Raw genomic sequence first — 20,508 nt, forward strand, 5'->3', positions numbered from 1 at the left:
CTGTTGCCGATGGAGTCCATTCGATGTCGTCCCAACCCGCCACCCTGTCCGCCGTCGACGGCGATGCCCGCGTCGCGCTGAACCGGCTGCTGTTCCGCAAGCTGATGCCGATCCTGATCGTCGCCTACGTCATCAGCTTCCTCGACCGCACCAACATCGCCTTCGCCAAGCACGCGATGAGCGTCGATCTCGGCATTTCCTCGGCCGCCTACGGCCTGGGCGCCGGCCTGTTCTTCCTGACCTACGCGGTGCTGGAGATTCCCAGCAACCTGGTGCTGCACCGCGTCGGCGCGCGCTTCTGGATCACCCGCATCATGATCACCTGGGGGCTGCTGTCGATCGCGATGGCCTTCGTGCGCGGCGAAACCTCGTTCTACCTGATGCGCCTGCTGCTCGGCGCGGCCGAGGCCGGCCTGTTCCCGGGCGTGATGCTGTACCTGACCTACTGGTTCGGCCGCGAGGAGCGGGCCCGCGCGACCGGCTATTTCCTGCTCGGCGTGTGCGTGGCGAACATCGTCGGCGGGCCGCTGGCCGGCGCGCTGCTCGAACTCGACGGCGCCTTCGGCTTGCACGGCTGGCAATGGCTGTTCGCGATCGAGGGGGTTCCGGCCGTGCTGCTGGCCTTCGTGGTCTGGCGCAAGCTGCCCGACCGGCCCAGCAGCGCGCCCTGGCTCGACGCCGAGACGGGCCGCGCGCTGGAGCGCTCGCTGGCGGCCGAGCAGCAGGCCGGCAGCGCCTCGCACGGCGGCCATTCGTTCGGGCTGGCGGTACGCGATCCGCAGATCTGGCTGGCGATCTTCGTCTACTTCTGCCACCAGTTGACGATCTACACGATGATCTTCTTCCTGCCCGGCATCATCTCGGCCTCGGGGCAGTTCTCGTCGTTCGCGGTCGGGCTGCTGAGCGCGATGCCCTGGGTGGCCGCCGCGCTCGGCGCCTCGACGCTGCCGCGCCTGGCGCGCGACTCGAAGCGCTCGCGCTCGCTGCTCTGCGCGGGGCTGCTGGTGATGGCCGCGGGCCTGGTCAGCGCCGCCCATGCCTCGCCGGGGCTGGCCCTGCTCAGCGTGTGCGTGGCCGCCGCGATGTTCTTCGTGGTGCAGGCCATCATCTTCACCTTCCCGGCCTCGCGCTTGTCCGGCAATGCGCTGGCGGGCGGGCTGGGGCTGGTCAATACCTGCGGCCTGCTCGGCGGCTTCGTCGGGCCCACCGTGGTGGGCGCGATCGAGCAGGCCACCGGCGACGCGAAGAACGGCCTCACCCTGCTGGCCGTGGCGCTGGCGATCGCGGCGGTGGTCGCGCTCAGGTTGAGGCACGGCGGGGAATAAGCATCGCGCGGCAGGCTCGTCGAATCGAAACGAAACAAAAGGCCATCGCGAGTCTTCGCGATGGCCTTTTTGCGTGATGCGAGCCGCTCAGAACCGATGCGTGATGCCCGCCAATACCGAAACCTGGTTCGGCGTCGACGAGGCGCTCAGCCCGTTGATGTTGGCCACCGCAGCCTGCCCGCTCGAATCGGTGCCCGACGCGTGCTGGTAGAGGCCGACCAGGTAGAGCTGGGTGCGCTTGGAGAGGATGTAGGTGATGCCCAGGTCGCCCTGCTGGTAGGTCACGTGGTTGACGCCGTAGCCGCGCGTGTAGTCGTAAGCCGCGCCGAGCAGCCAGACCGGCGTGAGGTAGTAGCGCAGGTTCAGCTCGGCGTTGTGGAAGCTGGCCGAGCCGCGATAGCCGAGCGGGTCCAGGCTCGCATGCGCGCCCAGTTCGCCGAAGCGCGTGTTGGTATAGACCGCGCCGATGATCGCCGGCCCCGCCGTGTAGGTGCCGCCGACCGCCACGATCTGCTCGTCGCCGGCCGAGGCGTAACCCGAATAGACGCGGCTCGCCGCCATGTTGCTGCCGGTGGCGCTCGAGCTCGAGTTGTTGCCGAAGTAGGAGAAGTTCGGGTCCTTGACGTGCACGTAGGCCGCGCCGAGCACGATCGGCCCGCCCGTGTAGCCCACCCCGAGCGACCAGATCGAATTGCGCCCGAACTGCCCCGGCGTGCCGCCGAAGCTGTATAGGCCGCTGGCGCGCAGGCCACGATAAGTCGGCGTGGTGTACTTCACCGAGTTGTTCGAGCGGTAGTCGTTGTTGGTGTTGTCGAGGTCGCCCGGGTGGCCGCCGAGGTAGGTCGCCCATTGCGTGCCGGCGATGAAGGGCCCGATGAAATCGACCACGGCGTCGTATTGACGGCCCGCCGTCAGCGTGCCGGCGCGCTGCGAGGCGAGCCCCACCCAGGCCTGTCGGCCGAACAGGTCGCCGCCCTGCTGGAAGCCGCCGGTGGTCGACGAATAACCGTTCTCCAGGTCGAACACGGCGCGCAGGCCGTTGCCGAGATCCTCGCTGCCGCGCAGCCCCCAGCGGTTGCCGAGCACGTTGCTGCTGTTCATCTCGAACTGGCGCTTGCCGCCCGCGTTGTTGGCGTAGACGATCGCCGTGTCGATGGTGCCGTACAAGGTCACGCTCGATTGCGCCTGCGCCGGGCCGGCCGCGGCGCCGAGCGCCAGGCCGGCGACGCCGGCGGCCAGGCCCGAAGCCAGTGGCGAACGCAGCGACGAGGCAAGTCGCCGTCGGGCGCGGGTGCGAAGGGATTGCGGATGGCGTGCGTCGCGCGCGTGGCGCAGGTAGCGCGAAGGGGTCATGCTGGCTCCTCTTGAACCGTTTCGTATCGTCAGGACTGCGATTGATCAGGCTCGCCTCGACGCTGGGTCGGGCCGGGCCGGCCGCGGCGCGACGCCGGTTCGGGGCACCGCGCATTCGGATGCCGAAGTGTTGCCCAGCCGCCCCGCTTCGCTCCAACAAGAAAATAAATTCGCGCCGAACACTTTTTGCTATCGCCGCGACCCAGGCCCGGCCTGGCCGTCGTCGCCCGCGCGGGCGCCTTCCTTCTCAAAAAAGCGCCGCGTTATCATCGGGCTCGATTCCGCGACTCCCCACCCGCATCATGAACATCCGCTTCCTCGAGACCTTCATCTGGCTGGCCCGCCTGCAGAACTTCCGCCTCACGGCCGAGAAGCTGCACACCACGCAGGCCGCCGTGTCGAGCCGCATCGCCGCGCTCGAGGAGAGCTTCGACGTGCGCCTGTTCGACCGCAACTCGCGCTCGGCCACGCTTACGCCGGCCGGTCGCAAGATGCTCGGTTATGCCGAGCGGATCGTGCGCCTGGGCGACGAGATGCGCCGCGAGGTGGAGGACACCGATGCCGACGCGGGCCTGATCCGCCTCGGCGTGATCGAATCGATCGTCCATAGCTGGTTCCCGGCGCTGATGGCGCGCATCCGCGAGCGTTTCCCGCGCCTCGAGGTGGAGGTCACCAGCGATACCACCATCCACCTGGTGCAGTGGCTGCGCGCCGATGCGGTCGACCTGATTCTTCATACCGATACGCTGGCCGATCGCGAATTCGTCAACGCACCGCTCTGCGAATTCCCGATGCGCTGGGTGGCCAGCCCCTCGCTGGGCCTGGGCGGCAAGGGCGTCACGCTGGGCCAGTTGGCCGAGCACCCGGTGATCAGCTTCTCGCGGCATTCCGGCCCGCATACGGCGATCGAGCGCGAATTCTCGCGCGCGGTCGAGCGGCCGGTGCGGATCAACTGCATCAGCTCGGTGGCGGCGATCGTGCGCCTGGTGGTGGACGGCTTCGGGGTGGCCGCGCTGCCGCCGGCCATCATCGAGCGCGAGCTGCGCGAGGCTTCGCTGCTGGTGCTCGATACCGACAGCCGCTTCACGCCGATGCCGCTGGTGGCCAGCCACCGGCTGGCGCACCCGCTGTCGGCGCGGATCGCCGAGCTGGCGGCCGAGACGGCGCGCGACTTCATCGCCGAGCACGGCCCCGCGCCCGAACCGGCCCAGCCTGCCGAAGCCGGCCCGGCGGCGCCGCGGCGCGCCCGCAAGCGATAAGAAAACCCGTTCAGTCCGTATTTTTTTTCTTGTTGGACCGATCCGGCCCGCCCTCGCCAAACTGCGCCTGTCCGAAACCTTACGCAGGAACGCCACGATGAGCGAACAGCCGACGCAACGGCCGGGCCAGCTTTGCATCTGGACCGATACCGACCCTCGAACCGAGGACGACTTCAACGCGTGGTACGACCGCGAGCACATGCAGGAGCGCGTCGCGATCCCCGGCTTCAGCCATGCGCGGCGCTTCCTCGCCAGCGATGGCGCGACGCGGCGCTACCTGGCGCTTTATGAAACCGTCTCGCTCGAGGTGTTCCGCAGCGAGGCCTATCGCCAGGCCTTCGCGCAACAGACCGAGTGGTCGCTGCGCAGTTTCGAGCGCATGCGCGACAACCAGCGTCGCGTCGGCGAGCTCGCATTCGCGGCCGGTGCCGGCGAAGGCGGCCGGCTGGCGCTGTTCGTGGCCGCGCCTGCCGCGCTGACCGGCGGCGCCTGGCGCGAGGCGGCCAGCGCCGCCGCGCAGGCCACCCCGGGCGTGCACGCGGTGCGCGTGTTCGCGACCGACGCCTCGCTGTCGGCACCGATCGCCACCGGCGCCGGCGCACCCGGCACCGCGCTCGGCGACGCGCTGGTGCTGGTCGAAGGCAGCTCGGCCGCCGCCGCGCACGCCCTCGCCACGCGCCTGGCCGCGCTCGCCGACGTCGAAGCCGCGAACGTGCGCGCCTTCGACCTGCTCTGGCGCCTGGCGGCCTGAAACCCGATGTGCCACCGCTGCCCCACCTGATGGAGAAAAAGATGAACGCTCTCGCCAGCACGTCACCGACGCTGGAGCAACCGCGCGCCGGACGCGGACGCCTCGCCACCGCGAGCATGATCGGCACCTCGCTGGAGTGGTACGACTTCACGGTCTACAACACGCTCGCCGCGCTGGTCTTCAACCACCTGTTCTTCCCCTCGGTCGATCCGCTGGCCGGCACCCTGCTGGCCTTCTCGACCTACGCGGTCGGCTATGTGTCGCGGCCGCTGGGCGGCTTCGTGTTCGGCAACCTCGGCGACAAGCTCGGCCGGCGCGCCGTGCTGATGCTGACCCTGCTGCTGATGGGCATCACCACCGCGCTGATGGGCGTGCTGCCCACCTACCAGTCGGCCGGCATCCTGAGCCCGATCCTGCTGGTGAGCCTGCGCTTCGTGCAGGGCATCGCGCTGGGCGGCGAATGGGCCGGCGCGGTGCTGCTCTCGGTCGAGCACGGCAACCAGAAGAAGCGCGGCCTGAATGCCTCCTGGGCCCAGGTCGGGCCCTCGTTCGGCACCCTGCTCGGCACCGGCTTCATCGCGCTGATCACCATCTCGGTGTCCTCCGACGCGTTCCTCGCCTGGGGCTGGCGCGTGCCCTTCCTGGCCAGCCTGCTGCTGGTGGTCTTCGGGCTGTGGGTGCGCCGCAGCGTGGGCGAGACGCCGGCCTTCGAGAAGCTCAGCGAATCGCACAACACCGCCAAGGTGCCGGTGGCCGAGGTGTTCTCCCAGCACTGGCGCCGCCTGCTGGTGGCCGGCGGCTCGCGGATCGGCTCGGACGTGCTCTATGCGTTGATCGTGGTGTTCACGCTGACCTACGTGACCACGGTGCTGAACCTGTCGCGTTCGCTGGCGCTCACCGCCGTGCTGTGCGGCACCGCCTGCAACGCGCTGACGGTGCCGCTGTTCGGCGCGCTGTCGGACCGTTTCGGCCGGCGCCCCGTCTATCTCGGCGGCGTGCTGGCGGCGATCGTCTGGGCCTTCGCGTTCTTCTCGCTGGTCAACACCTCGCAGCCGGGGCTGATCGTGCTGGCGGTGGTGATCGGCCTGGTGATCCACGCCGTGATGTACGGCCCGCAAGCCGCCTTCGTCACCGAGCAGTTCCCGACCCGCGTGCGCTACGCCGGCTCCTCGCTGGCCTACACGCTGGCCGGCATCCTCGGCGGCGGATTCGCGCCGCTGATCATCGTCGCGCTGTTCCGCAACTGGCACACCACGATCGCCGTCTCGCTGTACGTGACCGGCGCGCTGGTCGTCACCGCGATCGCCCTGCTCGCCGCGCGCGAGACCGCGCATCGCGCGCTCGAGGACTGAAGCCTCGCCCATGAAACTCCCGCGCGGCAGCCGCCGCGCTCCCCGCCGGCGCCATGCCGGCGCGGCCGTCTTAGCCGATGCCCGGGCCGCGATGCCCGGGCGCCGCGCGAGGCCGGCCGCGCGCCTGGCGCGACGCCGGCTCCCGCACGACCCGAACCCGACATGACCCAGCTTTCCTTCACCGTTTCCTCGCCCGACGGCGCCGCCTGCACGCTCGAACTCGGCTTCGACACGCTCGTCATCGCCGGCTGGGCCGGCCGCGACGCGGCCGCGATCCAGCACCACATCGACGAACTGGCCGCGCTCGGCGTGGCGCCGCCCTCCAGCACGCCCTGCTTCTACCGCGTCGCCGCCCAGCAACTGAGCCAGGCCGACACGGTCGAGGTGCTCGGCACCGACACCAGCGGCGAGATCGAATGCGTGCTGTTCGGCAGCCCGCTCGGCACCCTGGTGACGATCGGCTCCGATCACACCGACCGCAAGACCGAGGCCTATAGCGTGGCCGTCTCCAAGCAGGTCTGCGTCAAGCCGGTGGCGCGCGAGGCCTGGCGCTACGCCGAGGTGGCCGCGCACTGGGACCGCCTGGAGCTGCGCGCGCGCCTGGTCGCCGCCGACGGCAGCGCGCGCGCCTACCAGCAAGGCAGCGTCGACGGCCTGCTGCCGCCCGCCGCGCTGTGGCAACGCCACGGCGGCATCGACATCGAGGCCCTGCCGGCCGGCAGCGCGATGTACAGCGGCACCCTGGCCGTGCTCGGCGAGATGGCCGCGATGAAGAGCGGCGACGCCTTCGAGCTCGAGCTGCACGACCCCGTGCTCGGCCGCAGCCTGCGCCACCGTTATGCGGTCCAGGCGCTGCCCGTGGTCGCCTGAGCGGCCGCCATGCGCGCGCCCTACCAACCTGCCGGAGACACCCCGATGCGCTTCACGCCCGCCACCCCGCTGCTGACTCTCGCCGCGCAACTCGATGCCGGCACCACCACCAGCCGCGAGCTGGTCGATATCGCGCTCTCGCGCATCGACGCCGAGGGCGGCAACGGCGCCCACGCGTTCTGCCGGGTCGATGCCGACGACGCGCGCCGCCAGGCCGATGCGCAGGACGCGCTGCGTCGCGCCGGCGTGCGCCTGTCGCCGCTGGCGGGCCTGCCCGTCTCGGTCAAGGATCTCTACGACGTGGCGGGCCAGGTCACGCGCGCCGGTTCGCGCGTGCTCGACGACGCGCCGCCCGCCGCGGCCGACGCGCCCGCGATCGCGCTGATGCGCCGCGCCGGCGCGGTGCTGGTGGGCCGCACCAACATGAGCGAGTTCGCCTTCTCGGGGCTCGGCGTCAACCCCTGGCACCGCACGCCGCGCTCGCCCTGGCAGCCCGACGAGCCGCGCGTGGCGGGCGGCTCCTCCTCGGGCGCCGCGGCCTCGGTCGCGCAAGGCATGGCCGCGGCCGGCCTGGGCAGCGATACCGGCGGCTCGCTGCGGATTCCGGCCGCGTTCTGCGGGCTGACCGGCTTCAAGCCCACCGCGCGGCGGATCTCGACGCGCGGCATGTTCCCGCTCTCCACCACGCTCGATTCGACCGGCGCGATCGCGCCGAGCGTGGCCTGCTGCGCGCTGATCGACCGGCTGCTGGCCGGCGAGACCGTCGAGGCCGGCGGTTTCTCGCAGCCGGCGGCGCCGCTCGACGGCCTGCGCCTGGCGGTGCTGTCGAACTACGTGACCGAGCAGATGGACGAGACCGTCGCGCGCGCCTGGGACGAGACGCTGGGCCGCCTGTCGCGCTCCGGCGCGAAGCTGGTGCCGGTGCGCCTGCCGGTGCTCGACATGCTGCCTTCGATCAACCGCTTCGGCTTCTCGCCGATCGAGGCCTATGCGCTGCATCGCAAGACGCTGGCCACGCGCGCCGACGCCTATGACCCGCGCGTGCTGGCGCGGCTGCGGATCGGCGAGCCGGCGCTCGCGGCCGACTACATCGAGTTGCAGGCGGCGCGCGCCGAGGCGATCGAACAGGCGCGCGCCGCGTTCGAGGGCTTCGACGCCTTCCTGATGCCGACCGTGCCGATCGTGCCGCCCGCGATCGCCCCGCTCGAAGCCGACGCGGCGCGCTTCGCCAGCACCAACGGGCTGGTGCTGCGCAATCCCTCGGTGGTGAACTTCCTCGACGGCTGCGCCGTGTCGCTGCCTTGCACGCCGGCCGGCAGCGCGCCGGTGGGGCTCAGCGTCGGCGGGCTCGCGCTGGAGGATGCGCGCGTGCTGCGCGTGGCGGCCGGCATCGAGCAGGCCTTGCTCCACTGAAACGCGGCGGGCCCGGCCGATCGTTCCGGCCGGGCCCGCTTGCCTGCCTCATGATTCAGCGCGCCAGCACCTCGCGCTCCAGCATCAGGTCCTCGTAGAAGGCGCCGAAGCCGCGCGTGCGATGACGGATATGCATCTCCAGGATCCAGACATGGGCGCTCGGCACGATATCGGCCGTCGACAAGGTGCCCGCGAACTTCGGTTCGTGCGGGAAGTCGGCGATCCGGTGCCCCGACATCCGCTTCAGGTTCAGCTCCCAGCCCATTGCCTCGGCCTCGCGCGTGGCGAATTCGTAGAGCGCGCGGCCGCTGACGCGCGCCTCGCGCCATTGCGCATGCACCGCCTTCCACAGCGCGAACACCTCGGCGCGGGCACGATGCATCTCGGGATCGTGGCCGACCACGAAGGTCTCGCCCGCGTCGCCCTCCCAGCGCTGCCAGACCGGACCGACATCGATGAAGAAGATATCGTCGGCGCCCAGCACCACGTCGGGCGCCGAGGGGTTGCCGTATTCGCGCAGCGTGTTCGGGCCGAAGCGCACCACGATCTTGTGCCAGCCGCGCAGCAGCCCGCGCTCGCGCAGCACCGCGCGCGCCAGGCGCGCCGCGTCTTCCTCGCGCATGCCCGGCTCGATGCGCGCCGCGATCGCGTGCACCGCCTCGCGGCTGCGGCGACGCACCTCGAGCATGCCCTCGATGTCGAAATGCGGGCCGACGTCCTCGTAATCCTCGCGCTTCATCATCGCGCCGCCTCCGTTTGCGGGCCGTCGAGCAGCAGGCCTCGCGGCAAGCTCACTTGCGCATGCTCGAAGCCGGCGGCGAGCCGCAACTGGCAGGCCAGGCGCGTGCCGGGCGCGGCGCCGAGGAAGTCGAGCAGCTCGGCTTCGTCCTCGGCGGGCGGCGGCGCGTCGGCGCCGGCCTGGATCTCAACCGCGCAGGTCGCGCAGACGGCATGGCCGCCGCACAGATGCTGGAGCGCGATGCCGGCGCGCATCAGTTCGCCCAGCAGGGGGCGCCCTTGCACCGCCATCAAGTGGCCTTGCCGGCCGTCGGGCAGGCGCAGGTTCATGCGCAGCAGCGTGTCGCGCCGCGCCGACGAAGGGCGCGGCGGCGCGAACGGATCGGCGAAGAAACGCCCGGCCGGCAGGCCGCGCGCGCCGACGAAACCAGCCCGCGCCGCCTCGACCATGGCCGGCGCGCCGCATGCATAGACGTCGACCTGCGCCAACGAGGGGAAATCCGCCATCACGGCCGCGTCGACCCTGCCGCTGCGCATTCCCTCGCGCGACTCGCCCGACAGCACCGGCACGTAACGCAGGCCGGCCTGCCCGGGCGCCGCTGCCCAGGCGCGGCACCGCGCATCCGCGTAGAGATCGGCCGCGGTCCGCGCGCCGACATAGAGATGCACGGGGCTGGCGCGCTCCCACAGCCGATGCGCCTCGATCATCGCCTCGAGCGGCGCGAAGCCGGTGCCGGTGGCGACCAGTACCGCCGGCCTATCCAGCGGCGTCTGCCAGCCGAATTCGCCGAGCGGCCCCTCGACGCCGAGGATCGCCCCCACCGCGCGCCGCCCGTCCTCGGCGAACAGCCACTCGGTGAATTCGCCGCCCGCCATCTTGCGCACATGGATCTCGAAGCTCGCCCCGCCCTCGCAGGCGCGCGCCAGCGAGAACGGCTTGTAGCCGGCCGCCGACCAGCGGATCTCCATGAACTGGCCGGCCTCGTAGCGCAGGGGCTCGCCGTCGAGCAGCGTGAAGCGCACCACCGCGATATCGGCCGCCGCCAGCTCGATCGATTCAATGCGCGCGGCGCGCACGCCCGAGGCGGTGTCGCCTGCGCGCGGCACGCGCAGCAGCAGGTCGGCCTGCGGATAGGTCTGGCACAGCAGCACCGGTTCGGCGCGGGCGCCCGGCGCGACCTCGCGCGGTTCGCCGTCGCGGCCGCTGCGGTAGCGCCCGGCCAGCACCTCGCCGCGGCACTGGCCGCAGAAGCCTTCGCGGCATGAAAAGCGCACCGGGAAATCGGCGGCCAGCGCCGAGCTCACCACGTCCTCGGTGCTGGATGTCCTGAATTGCCGCTGCGTGGGGGCGTCCGTTATCTTCACGACTGTCTGGGGTCCGGCGGAAATCGACGATGGCGGAATCTTGCCTGTGCGAGAGGCCCGCGGCAACGACTATAAGCGGGGGCAATGGACGAGATACGTTGGCGGCTTCGGCGCGCAAGGTGCCGCCGCCTGTTCAGGCCAGCGCCGCGGCTTACGCGGGATAGGCGATCCGTTCCGGCTCGCGCCGCAGGATCACGCGCCCCGCGCGAATCGACAGCAGCGGCTTGACCTGCCGGCGCAGCGCGTCGTAATCGCTGTCTGCATCGAGCACCACCAGGTTCGCCGGCCGCCCCGCCTCCAGCCCGTAGCGCTCGCCGAGCGACAAGGCCGCCGCGCTGTGGTCGGTGACGAAGTCGAGACAGCGCTGCAGGTCGTCGTAGCCCATCATGTGGCAGATATGCAGGCCGGCATCGAGCACGCGCAGGATATTGCCGTTGCCGAGCGGGTACCAGGGATCCTGGATCGAGTCCTGCCCGAAGCAGACGTTGATGCCGGCGCGGTCGAGTTCGGCCACGCGCGTCACGCCGCGCCGCTTCGGGAAGCTGTCGAAGCGCCCCTGCAGATGGATGCTCTCGGTCGGGCAGGAAATGAAGTGGATCCCCGAGCGCTTGAGCAGGCGGAACAGCTTCGAGCAATAGGCGTTGTCGTAGGAGCCCATCGCCGTGGTATGGCTGGCCGTCACGCGCGAGCCCATGCCGCGCACGCGCGCCTCCTCGGCCAGCACCTCCAGGAAGCGCGAATGCGGATCGTCGGTCTCGTCGCAATGGACGTCGACCAGGCAGCCGCTGCGCTCGGCCAGTTCCATCAGGTATTTCAGCGAACTGACGCCCTGCTCGCGCGTGTTCTCGAAGTGCGGGATGCCGCCCACCACGTCGGCGCCCATCTCGATCGCGCGCGCCATCAGCGCGCGGCCGTCGTCGAAGGACTCGATGCCCTCCTGCGGGAAGGCCACGATCTGCAGGTCGATCAGCCCGCGCGCCTCCTCCTTCACCTCCAGCATCGCCGCCAACGCGGCCAGCGTCGGATCGGTCACGTCGACGTGGGTGCGCACGTGCTGGATGCCGTGGTCGCGCAGCATCGCGATCGCCGTGTGGGCGCGCGTCTTGGTGTCCTCGTGGGTGATGGTGGCCTTGCGCTGGCTCCAGCGCTCGATGCCCTCGAACAGCGTGCCGCTGCGGTTCCATTCGGGGTCGCCCGCCGTCAGCACGGCGTCGAGGTGGATATGCGGCTCGACCAGCGGCGGGATCACCAGGCGGCCTTCGGCGTCGATCAGGTCCGGCGCGGCCGGCGCGTTCGGCTGGCCCGGCGCGATGCGCGCCGCCTGCGGGACGATCCGCGCGATGCTCGCGCCGTCGAGTTCGAGGGTATGGAGGCCGCTGCGCCGGCGCAGCGTCGCGTTGACGATCTTCATGGTCGTTCCTGTGGTGGGCAACCGGCGCCGCAAGCGCGTGCCGGGCGATATCGCGGGTGCCGGGCGCGCGAGGCAGGCACCGGCCGACGTTCATTCTAATCAAACGCCCGCGCCACCAAAATCACCGCCGCGCAGCGGGCGTCGAGCCGCGCCACTGTTGCGAGATCCGGAAGGCTGCCCTCCAGCCGGCCCGGTGTTTCCTGCCGCGGCCGCTCCCTACACTGCCTGCATGGATTCGATCGTTGCGTTGACATCGAACCGGAACGCCAGAAGGAGCCAAACCATGAAAACGTTCATCGCCTCGACCGCCGCCGCCCTCGTGATCGCGGCCCCCGCCCTCGCCTTCGCCCAGACCGCCAACCACGGCCTGACGCGCGCCCAGGTGATCCAGGAACTGGTCGACCTGGAATCGGTCGGCTACTCGCCGGCCAGCGGCAACGACGCGAACTACCCGGAGAACGTACTGGCCGCGCAGCAGCGCCTGCAGGCCAGGCGACTCGCGCAGGCCGAGGCCGCGAAGCAGGCTTACGGCCCGAACGGGCAAGCCGTGTCGGAAGCCGGCAAGGCCAAGCAGTAAGACGGCCGGCGCGCGGGCGGCCCGCATTCGGGCGGCACGCGCGCCATGACCTCGGCCGCCTGCCGCCATGTCGAACCTCGGCTGTCGACGATGACAACGCCCCAATCCCGCGCTCGCGCTTCGGCCTGGCCGCGCGCGAGCGCCGCGGCTTCAGGGCGTGACGCCGCTGCGGCGCGTGGACTCGAGCGCGGCGCGCATGCGCGCGTCGAGCGAGGCCAGCATCGCCTCGTCGCGCGCGATGCGATCGGGCAGGTCGGCGCGCAGGAACTCCACCCAGGTGCGCACCTTCGCGTCGACGAAGCGGCGCGACGGGTACAGCGCGTAGATGCTCATGCGCTGCAGCGTGTGCGCCGGCAGCACGCGCATCAGCGAGCCGTCGCGCAGCAGGCCGATCGCGGCATACAGCGGCAGCATGCCGATACCCACGCCCTCGCCGATCGCCACCGCCAGCGATTCGGCGGTATTGGTCTGCACCGGGCCGCTGACGCGGATCTGCTCGACCTGGCCTTCGCGGGTTTCGAGCAGCCAGTCGTGGGTCGGGAAGGCGGGCGTCTGCAGCGTCAGGCAGTCGTGCGCGGCCAGTTCGGCGGGCGTGGCCGGCGCGCCGCGCGAGCGCAGGTAGGCGGGCGAAGCGCACAGAATGCTGAAGGTCTCGCCGAGCCGATGCGAGACCAGCTCGGAATCGGGCAGGGACGAGGCCGTCACCACGGCCATGTCGCTGCTGCCGTCGAACAGGTCGGGCACGCGCTGCGACAGGGTCAGCTCGACCGAGACCTCGGGACGCTGCCCGCGATAGGCGTTGAGCGCCGGCAGGACGTAGTGCTGGCCGATGCTGGCGTAGCTGTGCAGGCGCAACAGGCCCGATGGCCGCTGGTGCGCGCAGCTCGCCTCCTCCTCGGCCGAGTCGACGTCGGCGAGGATCTGCCGGCAGCGCAGCAGGTAGCTTTCGCCAGCCGGCGTCAGCGAGAGACGGCGCGTCGAGCGGTTCATGAGCCGCGTGCGCAGACGCGCCTCCAGCTCCGAGACGGCGCGCGACATGGCGCCGGTGGTCGAGTTGAGCGACAGCGCGGCAGCGGTGAAGCTGCCCGCTTCCACCACGCGGGCGAAGACCCGCATGTTTTGCAAGGTGTCCATGCTTATCGGGGGACGGCCAGGGAAGGCGCCATTGTCCTACCGCGCGCTTATCCGATTGTTACCGGTACAGCAACTCTGGTTTCCCCTGACCCGCGTTAATGGGCGTTTATCGGACTTCTACAATCTGCGGCGCACCGGCCCTCCCTCCCTGAACCGCCGCGCCTGCGCCCCACCAGCCTCTCGTCGCCTTGATGAAATCCGCCTCCGCCTCCCCCCGTGCCGCCGCCGGAATCCGTCGCGCGCCGGCACGACTCGCGCCGCTCGGGCGCCTCGCGCGCGATTGGGCGCTCTCGGACGGCCTGGTCTGGCTGCACCTGGCCAAGACGGTGGGCGCCGCGCTGCTGGCGATGGGTATCGCGATGCGCTTCGATCTGTCCCAGCCGCGCATCGCCATGACCACCGTGTTCGTGCTGATGCAGCCGATGAGCGGCATGGTGTTCGCCAAGGCCTTCTATCGCACGATCGGCACGGTGGTCGGCCTGGCGGCCGCGCTGGCGCTGGGCGGGCTGTTCGCCCAGCAGCCCGGGCTCTACATGGCCGGCATCACGCTGTGGATCGGCCTGTGCATCGCCTGCGCGGTGCGCAACCGCCACTTCCGCTGGTACGGCTACGTGCTGGCCGGCTACACCGCCGCGCTGATCGGCATCCCGGCCGTGATGACGCCCGACGCGCTGTTCCTCTCGGCGCTCACGCGCGCGGCCGAGGTCACGGTGGGCATCGTCTGCTCGGCGGCCGTCAGCGCGCTGGTGCTGCCGCTCAGTTCGAGCCGCGCGCTGATGCGCTCGCTGAACGCGCGGCACGCGCGCTTCGTGGCCTTCGCGGCGGCGGCGCTGGGCGGCCGGCTCGAACGCGGCGAGTTCGAGCGGCGTTTCGCCGACTTCGTCGACGATATCGTCGGCTTCGACGCGATCCGCGCCTACGCCTCCTTCGAGGATCCGCGCATCCGCGCGCGCAGCCGGCGCCTGGCGCGCCTGAACGGCGAATTCGTCAGCACCTGCACGCGGCTGCATGCGCTGCGCCAGTTGCACAAGCGGCTGGTGCATCGGCGGGCCGAAGCCGTGCTGGCAGCGCTGGCCCCGCACCTGGAACGGCTGGCGGCCGCGCTCGGCGCGTTGCAGGCGGAAGGTGCGGAAAGTGGGGAAGGCATGGGAAACGCCGCGCCGCAGCCGGCCGGCGCCCTGCTCGACCTGAGCCGCCAACTGGCCACGCTGCCGGCACAGGCGCGCGAGTCGCGGCTCGCGATCGCCGCCGGCACGCCCGACGACCTGCTCGACTTCGATACCGCGATCGACCTGCTGTCGCGTTTCGCCGACGAATTCTTCGGATACGCGCAGACCCGAGCCTCGCTGGCCCACGACACGCACGTGCTCGACACCGACGGCGAGGTGCCGCGCTACACGCTGCGCACCAATGGCGTGTTCGTCGCCTTCACCTTCGTGCGCAGCGTGGTGGTGCTCGCCGTGGTGGGCGCCTTCTGGCTGGCGACGGCCTGGCCCAGCGGCGGCCTCGCCACCATCGCCGCGGCGATCGCCTGCGCGCTGAGCTCCACCTCGCCGCGCGCGCCGCGCTTCGTCGCGCAGATGGCGGCCGGCGCCGCGCTGGCGACGCTGGCCGGTTATCTCGTCACCTGCCATCTCTATCCGAACATCGACGGCTTCGCGCTGCTCTGCGCGACGCTCGCGCCGATCCTCGCCGCCGGCGTCTACCTGACGACGCGGCCCGCCCTGTCGGGCGTCGGCGTCGGCTTCATCGTGTTCTTCTGCCTGCTGGCCGGCCCCGACAACCTCACCGTCTACCAGCCCGAGCTGCTGCTCAACAACGGCATCGCGGTGGTCGCGGCGATGCTCACGGCCGCGCTGGTGTTCGCGGTGATCTTCCCGACCGAGATGCCCTGGCTGATCGCGCGCATCCAGCACGACCTGCGCGGCCGCGTCAGGCTGGCCTGCGAGGCGCCGCTCGACGGCCTGCACGCGCGCTTCCAGAGCGGCGCGCACGAACTGGCCTCGCATCTGCGGCAACTGCTGATGAAGCGCTCGGCGCGGCATCGCCAGGCGCTGCGCTGGCTGTTCGTCACGCTCGAGATCGGTCATGCCGTGATCGACCTGCGCGGCGAACTGGCGCCGTTCGCGACGGCGCGCGCGGCCGGCGCGCTACGCTGGCTCGCGCCGGTGCGTCGCGCGTTGCGCCTGCTGCCCGAGCTGTTCGAGGCGCCCGACGCGCGGCGGCTGTTGCGGGCGCAACGATCGGTGGAGCTGGCGATCCGCGCGATCCTGCGCGCCCGACCTGCCTGGGACGCCATCGACGGCGAACGGCGGCGGATGCGCAGGCTGCTGGTCGGGCTGCACTTCATCCGCACCGCCCTGCTCGACCGCGACGCGCCGTTCGCGCGTGCGCGGCGACGCTTGCGCGAACCGCGGCGCTGATCGCGCGTCGATCTCTCCACGAAATGGAAAGATGCTCTCCAGGCGGACGGCTTAATCGCGCCAGGGCCCGCTTTTATAGTGACTTCACCGCCGCAACAACGGCATCTGTTCAGGAGAACACATCATGAAGTCGCTGCAATTCGCCCTCGCCTCGCTCGCCCTGTCCGCCGCCTGCATCGCTCATGCCCAGGCTCCCGCCGCCCCGAACGACGGCGGCGCCGCGCCGGCCTCGCAAGCGCAGGCGCATCGAGCCCGCCACACGCAGCAGGTGCCCGCGCAGACGCCGCCCGATTGCGTCGGCCCGGCCAGCTTCTGCAACATCTATTTCGGCAGCTGAGCATCGCCCGCCGGCGGCCGGCGCGGCCAGCTCGCGGCGCGCCATCGAAGCCAAGCTTTCTATTCGCCGACTTTCTGCTGTCAAAATCCTCTGCGACACTCGCGGCTCGATTTTTCCACCGCTGTCCCGCGCCCGCCGCGCGGGGCCGCCAGCAGCGAGCCCGCCCGCGAACATGATTGCCCTGACCTGCCGCGCGACCCTGATCGCCGCCGCCTGTTTCCTTGCCGCCTGCGGCCCCGATTCGACCGACACGCCGGCCAGCCCGGCCGCGCAGCAGCCGCCATCGCCCGCCACCCCGCCGGCCACGCCGCCCGCGGCGGCCGCCGAGACCTTCTACCAGACCAAGACGCCCTACCAACCGCAGCAGGACGCCTCGACCTACGAGGCGCCGCCGGCAGGTTATGCGCCGATCTACGTGGAACTGGTGGCGCGGCATGGTTCGCGCGGCCTGTCGGGCTTCAAGTACGACGGCGCGATCTACGCGATGCTGCAGAAGGCCGAGGCCGACGGCGCGCTGACCGAGCTCGGCAAGCAACTGAAGGCCGATACCTTCGCGATGATGAAGGCCAATGCGCTGCTCGGTTACGGCGTGGCCGGTATCTCGACGCCCGGCTACGGCAACCTCACGCAAGCCGGCATCCGCGAGCACCAGCAGCTCGCCGCGCGCCTGCTGCAGCGGATGTCGCCGCTGTTCGACGGCTCGCGCAAGGTGGTGGTGGTCAATTCCGGCCAGGATCGCGCGGTCGACAGCTCGACCTATTTCTCCGGCGCGCTGGTGGCCGCGCGACCGGTGCTGGCGGCCAGCATCACGCTGCCGGCCGCGCCGGCGCCCTATCCGGAAGGCGCGCCGGTCGCGCAGCCCGCGGGCACCAACCGCTTCCTGCTCTATTTCCACTCGCTGAAGGCGGCCACCGACCTGGTCGGCACCACCAGCGACGCGAACTACGCCACCTACCGCGACAGCCTCGCCTACCAGGCCTATTCGAGCGACGCGACCGTCGCCGCCAAGCTCGCCGAGATCAATGCCTCGCCACAGGCCGGCGAGGTCGCCCAGACGGTGATGTCGGCGCTCGTCACGCCGGCCTTCCTCGCCAGGCTCGGCACCACCGGCTATACCTTCGCGAATACCGGCAGCTACAGCTTCGCCTCGTCGGACGCGCTGTTCAGCAACACGCTCAAGGGCGACGGCAAGACCACCATCAAGTCGGCCGTCGACGCCGCCAACGTGCTCTACAACCTGCTGCAGGTGGCGCCGGCGATGAAGAGCGAAACCGGCGGCGTGAGCATGGAGAAATACATCGCGGCGCCGCAGGCGCGTTATCTCGCCTACCTGCAGGACGCGGCCGACTTCTACCAGAAAGGGCCGGGCGTGCAGGAAGCCAACCCGGTCACCTACCGGATGGCGACCGTCCTGCGCGACGATTTCTTCGCCCAGGTGGACGCCGTGGCGCGCGGCGACCTGGGCAATGCCGCCAAGCTGCGCTTCACGCACGCCGAGGAGATCATCCCGTTCGCCTCGGCGATGAACCTGAAGAACGTGTTCATGCCAATGCCGGCCGCGCAGACCTACAGCTACGACAACAACCCCTGGCGCGGCGACCAGGTCTCGCCGATGGCGGCCAACGTGCAATGGGACGTGTACCGCAACGGCACCAGCCTGGCGGTGCGCATGCTCTACAACGAACGCGAGACCGATTTCCAGGCCGCCTGCGACGGCGCGAAGCTCTCGGCCGGCAGCCATTTCTACGACTACGTCAGGCTCAAGGCCTGTTACGGCTACCTGTAAGCCACGCCGTGGGCCGTGGCCGGCGCGCCAGCCCCGGCCGCGGTTCGAACCCCATCTTCCCCGCCCCGTCTTCCTTTCCTCTCCCGTGCCGGTGACCCGGCACGATATTTCCCATCGCGGCGTTTTCGCAACGCTTCGTCAATTCGAGTCAAGCCTCGCATCGCGACCGTTGACTTCGGCGCGCCCCAGGTCTATCGTTAGGGTTAACACCTAAGCAGTAACCCTAGTCACTCTTGCACATACGATCATCATGTCGAACGCCAAGCAATCCCAAACCCGTAAGCCTTCGTTCCTGTCCCAGGTCGGCGCGATGCTGCGCGACGCATGGGCGCTGTTCGAACTCCAGTCGCAACTCCAGTTGAAGGCCGCCACCAGCTACGCGCGCGGCCCGGTTCGCGCCACCGTGCGCAACGATCGCCGCGTCTAAGCCGCCGCCAGGCTGCCCCGAAGCGGTGCTCTGCAAGCCCGGCGCCAGGCCCTGCCTGGCGCCGGGCTTGGTCTTTTTCGGCCTGCCCGATGTCGATCAATCGCTGCTGATTCTTGAGGAATCGGCGATGATATAACGTATCAAATTCGGTATCATGCGCTTGCCGGCGGTGCCCTGCCGCCGGCAACAGTAGTTCGTTTTGCTCAAACCTCTTGGCGGACGCGTGGCGTCCGCTTTTTTTTGCCTCGCGATCAACAACGGCATCGAGCGCCCACGCATCACCACCGTGCCGGACGCGCACATTCCCCCCTCCCTCCCGCCGTCAACAGCAGACCGATTGACTTCTTCGGGATAAGAGTCTTCCGATTCCCCCCGAAATTGGCCAATGTCAATTGATATTTCATTGGCCGGATAAGCACTGAAAAACAGTGAAAATCATTCGCCGTCCGATTGAAAAATCCTGCCTGCCAATGAATCATCCACGCCGCATTCCGATATGGATTTCTTCATTTTTTTAAGATAAAACCCCAGGAAAATCGAACGGAAATTCGATAAGAAAGGCAGGACGGCAGGCAGGGCGAATTCGTGCTCCCCGTCGCCCGCGCATCCTGCCCATGCCCGCGTCGGCGCCGGACTCCCGGCCCATCCAATCAGGACTTCTCGATAAATGGGAAACATCAAACAGCTTGGCCTGCTCTCTCTTCTCCTGCTCGCCGCCTGCGGCGGCGATGGTAACGGCCCCTCGGTGATCAACGCCGGCGGCCCCGGCGACCGCAGCGCGGTCGCGCCCACGCGCAGCGGCGACAACAGCGGAGCCGCGGCCGGCGCCTCGTCGGCGTCGAGTCCCGAGACAACACCCGCCCCGGCGGCCCCGTCCGCGCCTGCCGCCACACCCAGCGCGGCAGCAGGCACGACGGTCCAGGTGGATGGCCAGGATTGCTACACGCTGCAGCCGGGCTTCTCGGCATCGGCCGGCGACAGTTCGGTGGTTTCGCTCTACCCGGCTCCAGGCGCCGCCTATGTGAGTCACTACCGGGTCCTCGACAATCCGAAATCGGCCGGCATGTGCCTGGCGAATTACCGGCGTGCCCTGGTCGGGCTGCCGGCCCTCGCCAGCCGTGCCCCGCTCGCGACCGCCGCGCAGAACCATTCCGACTACATGCTCTGGAGCGGCGCCCCCTCGCACGACGAGATCGCGGGCAAGACCGGCTATACCGGCGCCACGCCCAACGACCGGATCCAGGCGCTTTACCCGACCAACATGAGCGGCGAGGTACTGGCCTTCAGCGGCATCACGACCTCGCAGGCGCGTGCGCCGCTGGCGCTGTCGTCCAACGATGCGCTGGTCGCGCAATTGATCGATGCGCCCTTCCATCGAATGGGCCTGCTCGGCAACTTCCAATCCGCCGGTTCCGGTTTTGCGAGCCAGGTACAGCCCACCTCGAGCGGCGGCACCACCGCCTCGTTCTACCAGGTGATCGACATGGCCGACGAATTGAAGATCGGCACCGACACGCAATTGCTGGCCTATCCCTATGCCGGCCAGTCCGGCGTGCCCGCGAGCTGGGCCGACTACGAGAGCCCCGATCCCGCACCCGGCTACTACGGCAAGACACTCGGCTACCCGATCAGCCTGCAGGCGCTGAAGACCGGCGCGACGCTCGACGTGACGAGCTTCACCCTGGTCGATGCCGCCAATGCCGACGTGCCCTGCCTGCTGGCGGCCCGCTCGACGGCCAGCCTGCCCCAGCAGACGCGCACGGAATTGCAGTCGTCGGCGATCTGCACGCCGCTGGCGCCCTTGAAGGCCGGGACGCGCTATACCGTCAGCGTGAAGGGGAACTACGGCGCGAATCCGTTCGCGCTCAGTTGGTCGTTCTCGACCTGAGGCGCCGCGCCTCGCCGCCGGTGGCGCGATAGCGGTTCGGGCGCCTGCCGAACCGCCTCTCCTGCCCGTGAACCGGCGGCGCGCGGCCGAAGGACGGCA

The 20,508-nt window shown here is 70.1% G+C and carries 17 protein-coding genes; 12 read left to right on the plus strand and 5 right to left on the minus strand.

Annotation, left to right across the window (positions count from 1 at the left end; translation table 11 throughout):
* Positions 1-23 precede the first annotated feature (23 nt).
* On the plus strand, positions 24-1,325 hold the full coding sequence (locus F3J10_RS05050) for an MFS transporter (RefSeq protein WP_025101647.1): 1,302 nt from the start codon (positions 24-26) through the stop codon (positions 1,323-1,325).
* An 87-nt stretch (positions 1,326-1,412) separates the two neighbouring features.
* Here the strand turns inward: F3J10_RS05050 and F3J10_RS05055 are convergent, their stop codons facing one another.
* Positions 1,413-2,678 carry a porin gene (locus tag F3J10_RS05055; protein ID WP_240154668.1) on the minus strand — a complete coding sequence of 422 codons (1,266 nt, stop codon included), beginning with the start codon at positions 2,676-2,678 and terminating at the stop codon, positions 1,413-1,415.
* Between the two features lie 302 nt (positions 2,679-2,980).
* Between F3J10_RS05055 and F3J10_RS05060 the strand changes: the two genes are divergently transcribed.
* The 5 genes from F3J10_RS05060 (at position 2,981) to F3J10_RS05080 (ending at position 8,323) form a co-directional block, all read left to right on the plus strand.
* Positions 2,981-3,937 (plus strand): LysR family transcriptional regulator, encoded by a 957-nt coding sequence (locus F3J10_RS05060; protein WP_105827441.1) that lies wholly within the window; start codon positions 2,981-2,983, stop codon positions 3,935-3,937.
* Positions 3,938-4,034: 97 nt separating this feature from the next.
* Positions 4,035-4,688, plus strand: a complete 654-nt coding sequence (locus tag F3J10_RS05065) for a DUF4286 family protein (RefSeq protein ID WP_167241378.1) — start codon at positions 4,035-4,037, stop codon at positions 4,686-4,688.
* Between the two features lie 41 nt (positions 4,689-4,729).
* Positions 4,730-6,040, plus strand: coding sequence for an MFS transporter (locus F3J10_RS05070; protein ID WP_167241381.1), 1,311 nt, complete (start codon positions 4,730-4,732; stop codon positions 6,038-6,040).
* Between the two features lie 162 nt (positions 6,041-6,202).
* Positions 6,203-6,910 carry a DUF2848 domain-containing protein gene (locus F3J10_RS05075; RefSeq protein WP_167234959.1) on the plus strand — a complete coding sequence of 236 codons (708 nt, stop codon included), beginning with the start codon at positions 6,203-6,205 and terminating at the stop codon, positions 6,908-6,910.
* A 45-nt stretch (positions 6,911-6,955) separates the two neighbouring features.
* On the plus strand, positions 6,956-8,323 hold the full coding sequence (locus F3J10_RS05080; protein ID WP_167241383.1) for an amidase: 1,368 nt from the start codon (positions 6,956-6,958) through the stop codon (positions 8,321-8,323).
* Between the two features lie 55 nt (positions 8,324-8,378).
* Here the strand turns inward: F3J10_RS05080 and F3J10_RS05085 are convergent, their stop codons facing one another.
* The 3 genes from F3J10_RS05085 to codA all read right to left on the minus strand — a co-directional run bounded on the left by F3J10_RS05085 (position 8,379) and on the right by codA (position 11,837).
* Positions 8,379-9,065, minus strand: coding sequence for a M24 family metallopeptidase (locus F3J10_RS05085; protein ID WP_167241386.1), 687 nt, complete (start codon positions 9,063-9,065; stop codon positions 8,379-8,381).
* Positions 9,062-10,426: a 2Fe-2S iron-sulfur cluster-binding protein gene (locus F3J10_RS05090; RefSeq protein ID WP_167241388.1), complete on the minus strand. Its 1,365-nt coding sequence runs from the start codon at positions 10,424-10,426 to the stop codon at positions 9,062-9,064. The genes F3J10_RS05085 and F3J10_RS05090 overlap by 4 nt, the downstream gene beginning before the upstream one ends.
* Before the next feature lie 151 nt (positions 10,427-10,577).
* Positions 10,578-11,837: a cytosine deaminase gene (codA, locus tag F3J10_RS05095; RefSeq protein ID WP_166914706.1), complete on the minus strand. Its 1,260-nt coding sequence runs from the start codon at positions 11,835-11,837 to the stop codon at positions 10,578-10,580.
* 283 nt (positions 11,838-12,120) lie between these two features.
* On the opposite strand from codA, the gene F3J10_RS05100 reads away from it, so the two are divergent.
* The gene (locus tag F3J10_RS05100; RefSeq protein ID WP_167241390.1) at positions 12,121-12,414 is read left to right on the plus strand and encodes a DUF4148 domain-containing protein; all 294 of its coding nucleotides are present in this window, start codon (positions 12,121-12,123) and stop codon (positions 12,412-12,414) included.
* 150 nt (positions 12,415-12,564) lie between these two features.
* Here F3J10_RS05100 and F3J10_RS05105 read toward each other — a convergent pair whose 3' ends face one another.
* Positions 12,565-13,548: a LysR family transcriptional regulator gene (locus F3J10_RS05105; protein ID WP_167241392.1), complete on the minus strand. Its 984-nt coding sequence runs from the start codon at positions 13,546-13,548 to the stop codon at positions 12,565-12,567.
* Positions 13,549-13,739: 191 nt separating this feature from the next.
* Here F3J10_RS05105 and F3J10_RS05110 point away from each other — a divergent pair, with 191 nt between their 5' ends.
* From F3J10_RS05110 to F3J10_RS05130, 5 genes are all read left to right on the plus strand, one after another.
* A complete protein-coding gene (locus tag F3J10_RS05110) occupies positions 13,740-15,971 on the plus strand; it encodes an FUSC family protein (protein ID WP_167241394.1) in 2,232 nt (743 codons plus the stop codon).
* Between the two features lie 124 nt (positions 15,972-16,095).
* Positions 16,096-16,308: a hypothetical protein gene (locus F3J10_RS05115; RefSeq protein WP_025098282.1), complete on the plus strand. Its 213-nt coding sequence runs from the start codon at positions 16,096-16,098 to the stop codon at positions 16,306-16,308.
* A 172-nt stretch (positions 16,309-16,480) separates the two neighbouring features.
* A complete protein-coding gene (locus tag F3J10_RS05120) occupies positions 16,481-18,094 on the plus strand; it encodes a histidine-type phosphatase (RefSeq protein ID WP_167241396.1) in 1,614 nt (537 codons plus the stop codon).
* A 250-nt stretch (positions 18,095-18,344) separates the two neighbouring features.
* Positions 18,345-18,521: a hypothetical protein gene (locus tag F3J10_RS05125; protein ID WP_017919012.1), complete on the plus strand. Its 177-nt coding sequence runs from the start codon at positions 18,345-18,347 to the stop codon at positions 18,519-18,521.
* 667 nt (positions 18,522-19,188) lie between these two features.
* The gene (locus F3J10_RS05130) at positions 19,189-20,409 is read left to right on the plus strand and encodes a CAP domain-containing protein (RefSeq protein WP_167241399.1); all 1,221 of its coding nucleotides are present in this window, start codon (positions 19,189-19,191) and stop codon (positions 20,407-20,409) included.
* Positions 20,410-20,508 lie beyond the last annotated feature (99 nt).

It is taken from the genome of Burkholderia sp. Cy-637 (assembly GCF_011753175.1).
GTDB classification, from domain to species: domain Bacteria; phylum Pseudomonadota; class Gammaproteobacteria; order Burkholderiales; family Burkholderiaceae; genus Burkholderia; species Burkholderia gladioli.

Excerpts from the sequence above, each read along its gene's own strand:
- F3J10_RS05085 (WP_167241386.1), bottom strand. The coding sequence starts at position 9,065 with ATGATGAAGCGCGAGGATTACGAGGACGTCGGCCCGCATTTCGACATC.
- F3J10_RS05070 (WP_167241381.1), top strand. The coding sequence starts at position 4,730 with ATGAACGCTCTCGCCAGCACGTCACCGACGCTGGAGCAACCGCGCGCC.
- F3J10_RS05060 (WP_105827441.1), top strand. The coding sequence starts at position 2,981 with ATGAACATCCGCTTCCTCGAGACCTTCATCTGGCTGGCCCGCCTGCAG.
- F3J10_RS05065 (WP_167241378.1), top strand. The coding sequence starts at position 4,035 with ATGAGCGAACAGCCGACGCAACGGCCGGGCCAGCTTTGCATCTGGACC.
- F3J10_RS05125 (WP_017919012.1), top strand. The coding sequence starts at position 18,345 with ATGTCGAACGCCAAGCAATCCCAAACCCGTAAGCCTTCGTTCCTGTCC.
- F3J10_RS05130 (WP_167241399.1), top strand. The coding sequence starts at position 19,189 with ATGGGAAACATCAAACAGCTTGGCCTGCTCTCTCTTCTCCTGCTCGCC.
- F3J10_RS05115 (WP_025098282.1), top strand. The coding sequence starts at position 16,096 with ATGAAGTCGCTGCAATTCGCCCTCGCCTCGCTCGCCCTGTCCGCCGCC.
- F3J10_RS05100 (WP_167241390.1), top strand. The coding sequence starts at position 12,121 with ATGAAAACGTTCATCGCCTCGACCGCCGCCGCCCTCGTGATCGCGGCC.
- F3J10_RS05105 (WP_167241392.1), bottom strand. The coding sequence starts at position 13,548 with ATGGACACCTTGCAAAACATGCGGGTCTTCGCCCGCGTGGTGGAAGCG.
- F3J10_RS05075 (WP_167234959.1), top strand. The coding sequence starts at position 6,203 with ATGACCCAGCTTTCCTTCACCGTTTCCTCGCCCGACGGCGCCGCCTGC.
- F3J10_RS05055 (WP_240154668.1), bottom strand. The coding sequence starts at position 2,678 with ATGACCCCTTCGCGCTACCTGCGCCACGCGCGCGACGCACGCCATCCG.
- F3J10_RS05050 (WP_025101647.1), top strand. The coding sequence starts at position 24 with ATGTCGTCCCAACCCGCCACCCTGTCCGCCGTCGACGGCGATGCCCGC.
- F3J10_RS05110 (WP_167241394.1), top strand. The coding sequence starts at position 13,740 with ATGAAATCCGCCTCCGCCTCCCCCCGTGCCGCCGCCGGAATCCGTCGC.
- codA (WP_166914706.1), bottom strand. The coding sequence starts at position 11,837 with ATGAAGATCGTCAACGCGACGCTGCGCCGGCGCAGCGGCCTCCATACC.
- F3J10_RS05080 (WP_167241383.1), top strand. The coding sequence starts at position 6,956 with ATGCGCTTCACGCCCGCCACCCCGCTGCTGACTCTCGCCGCGCAACTC.
- F3J10_RS05120 (WP_167241396.1), top strand. The coding sequence starts at position 16,481 with ATGATTGCCCTGACCTGCCGCGCGACCCTGATCGCCGCCGCCTGTTTC.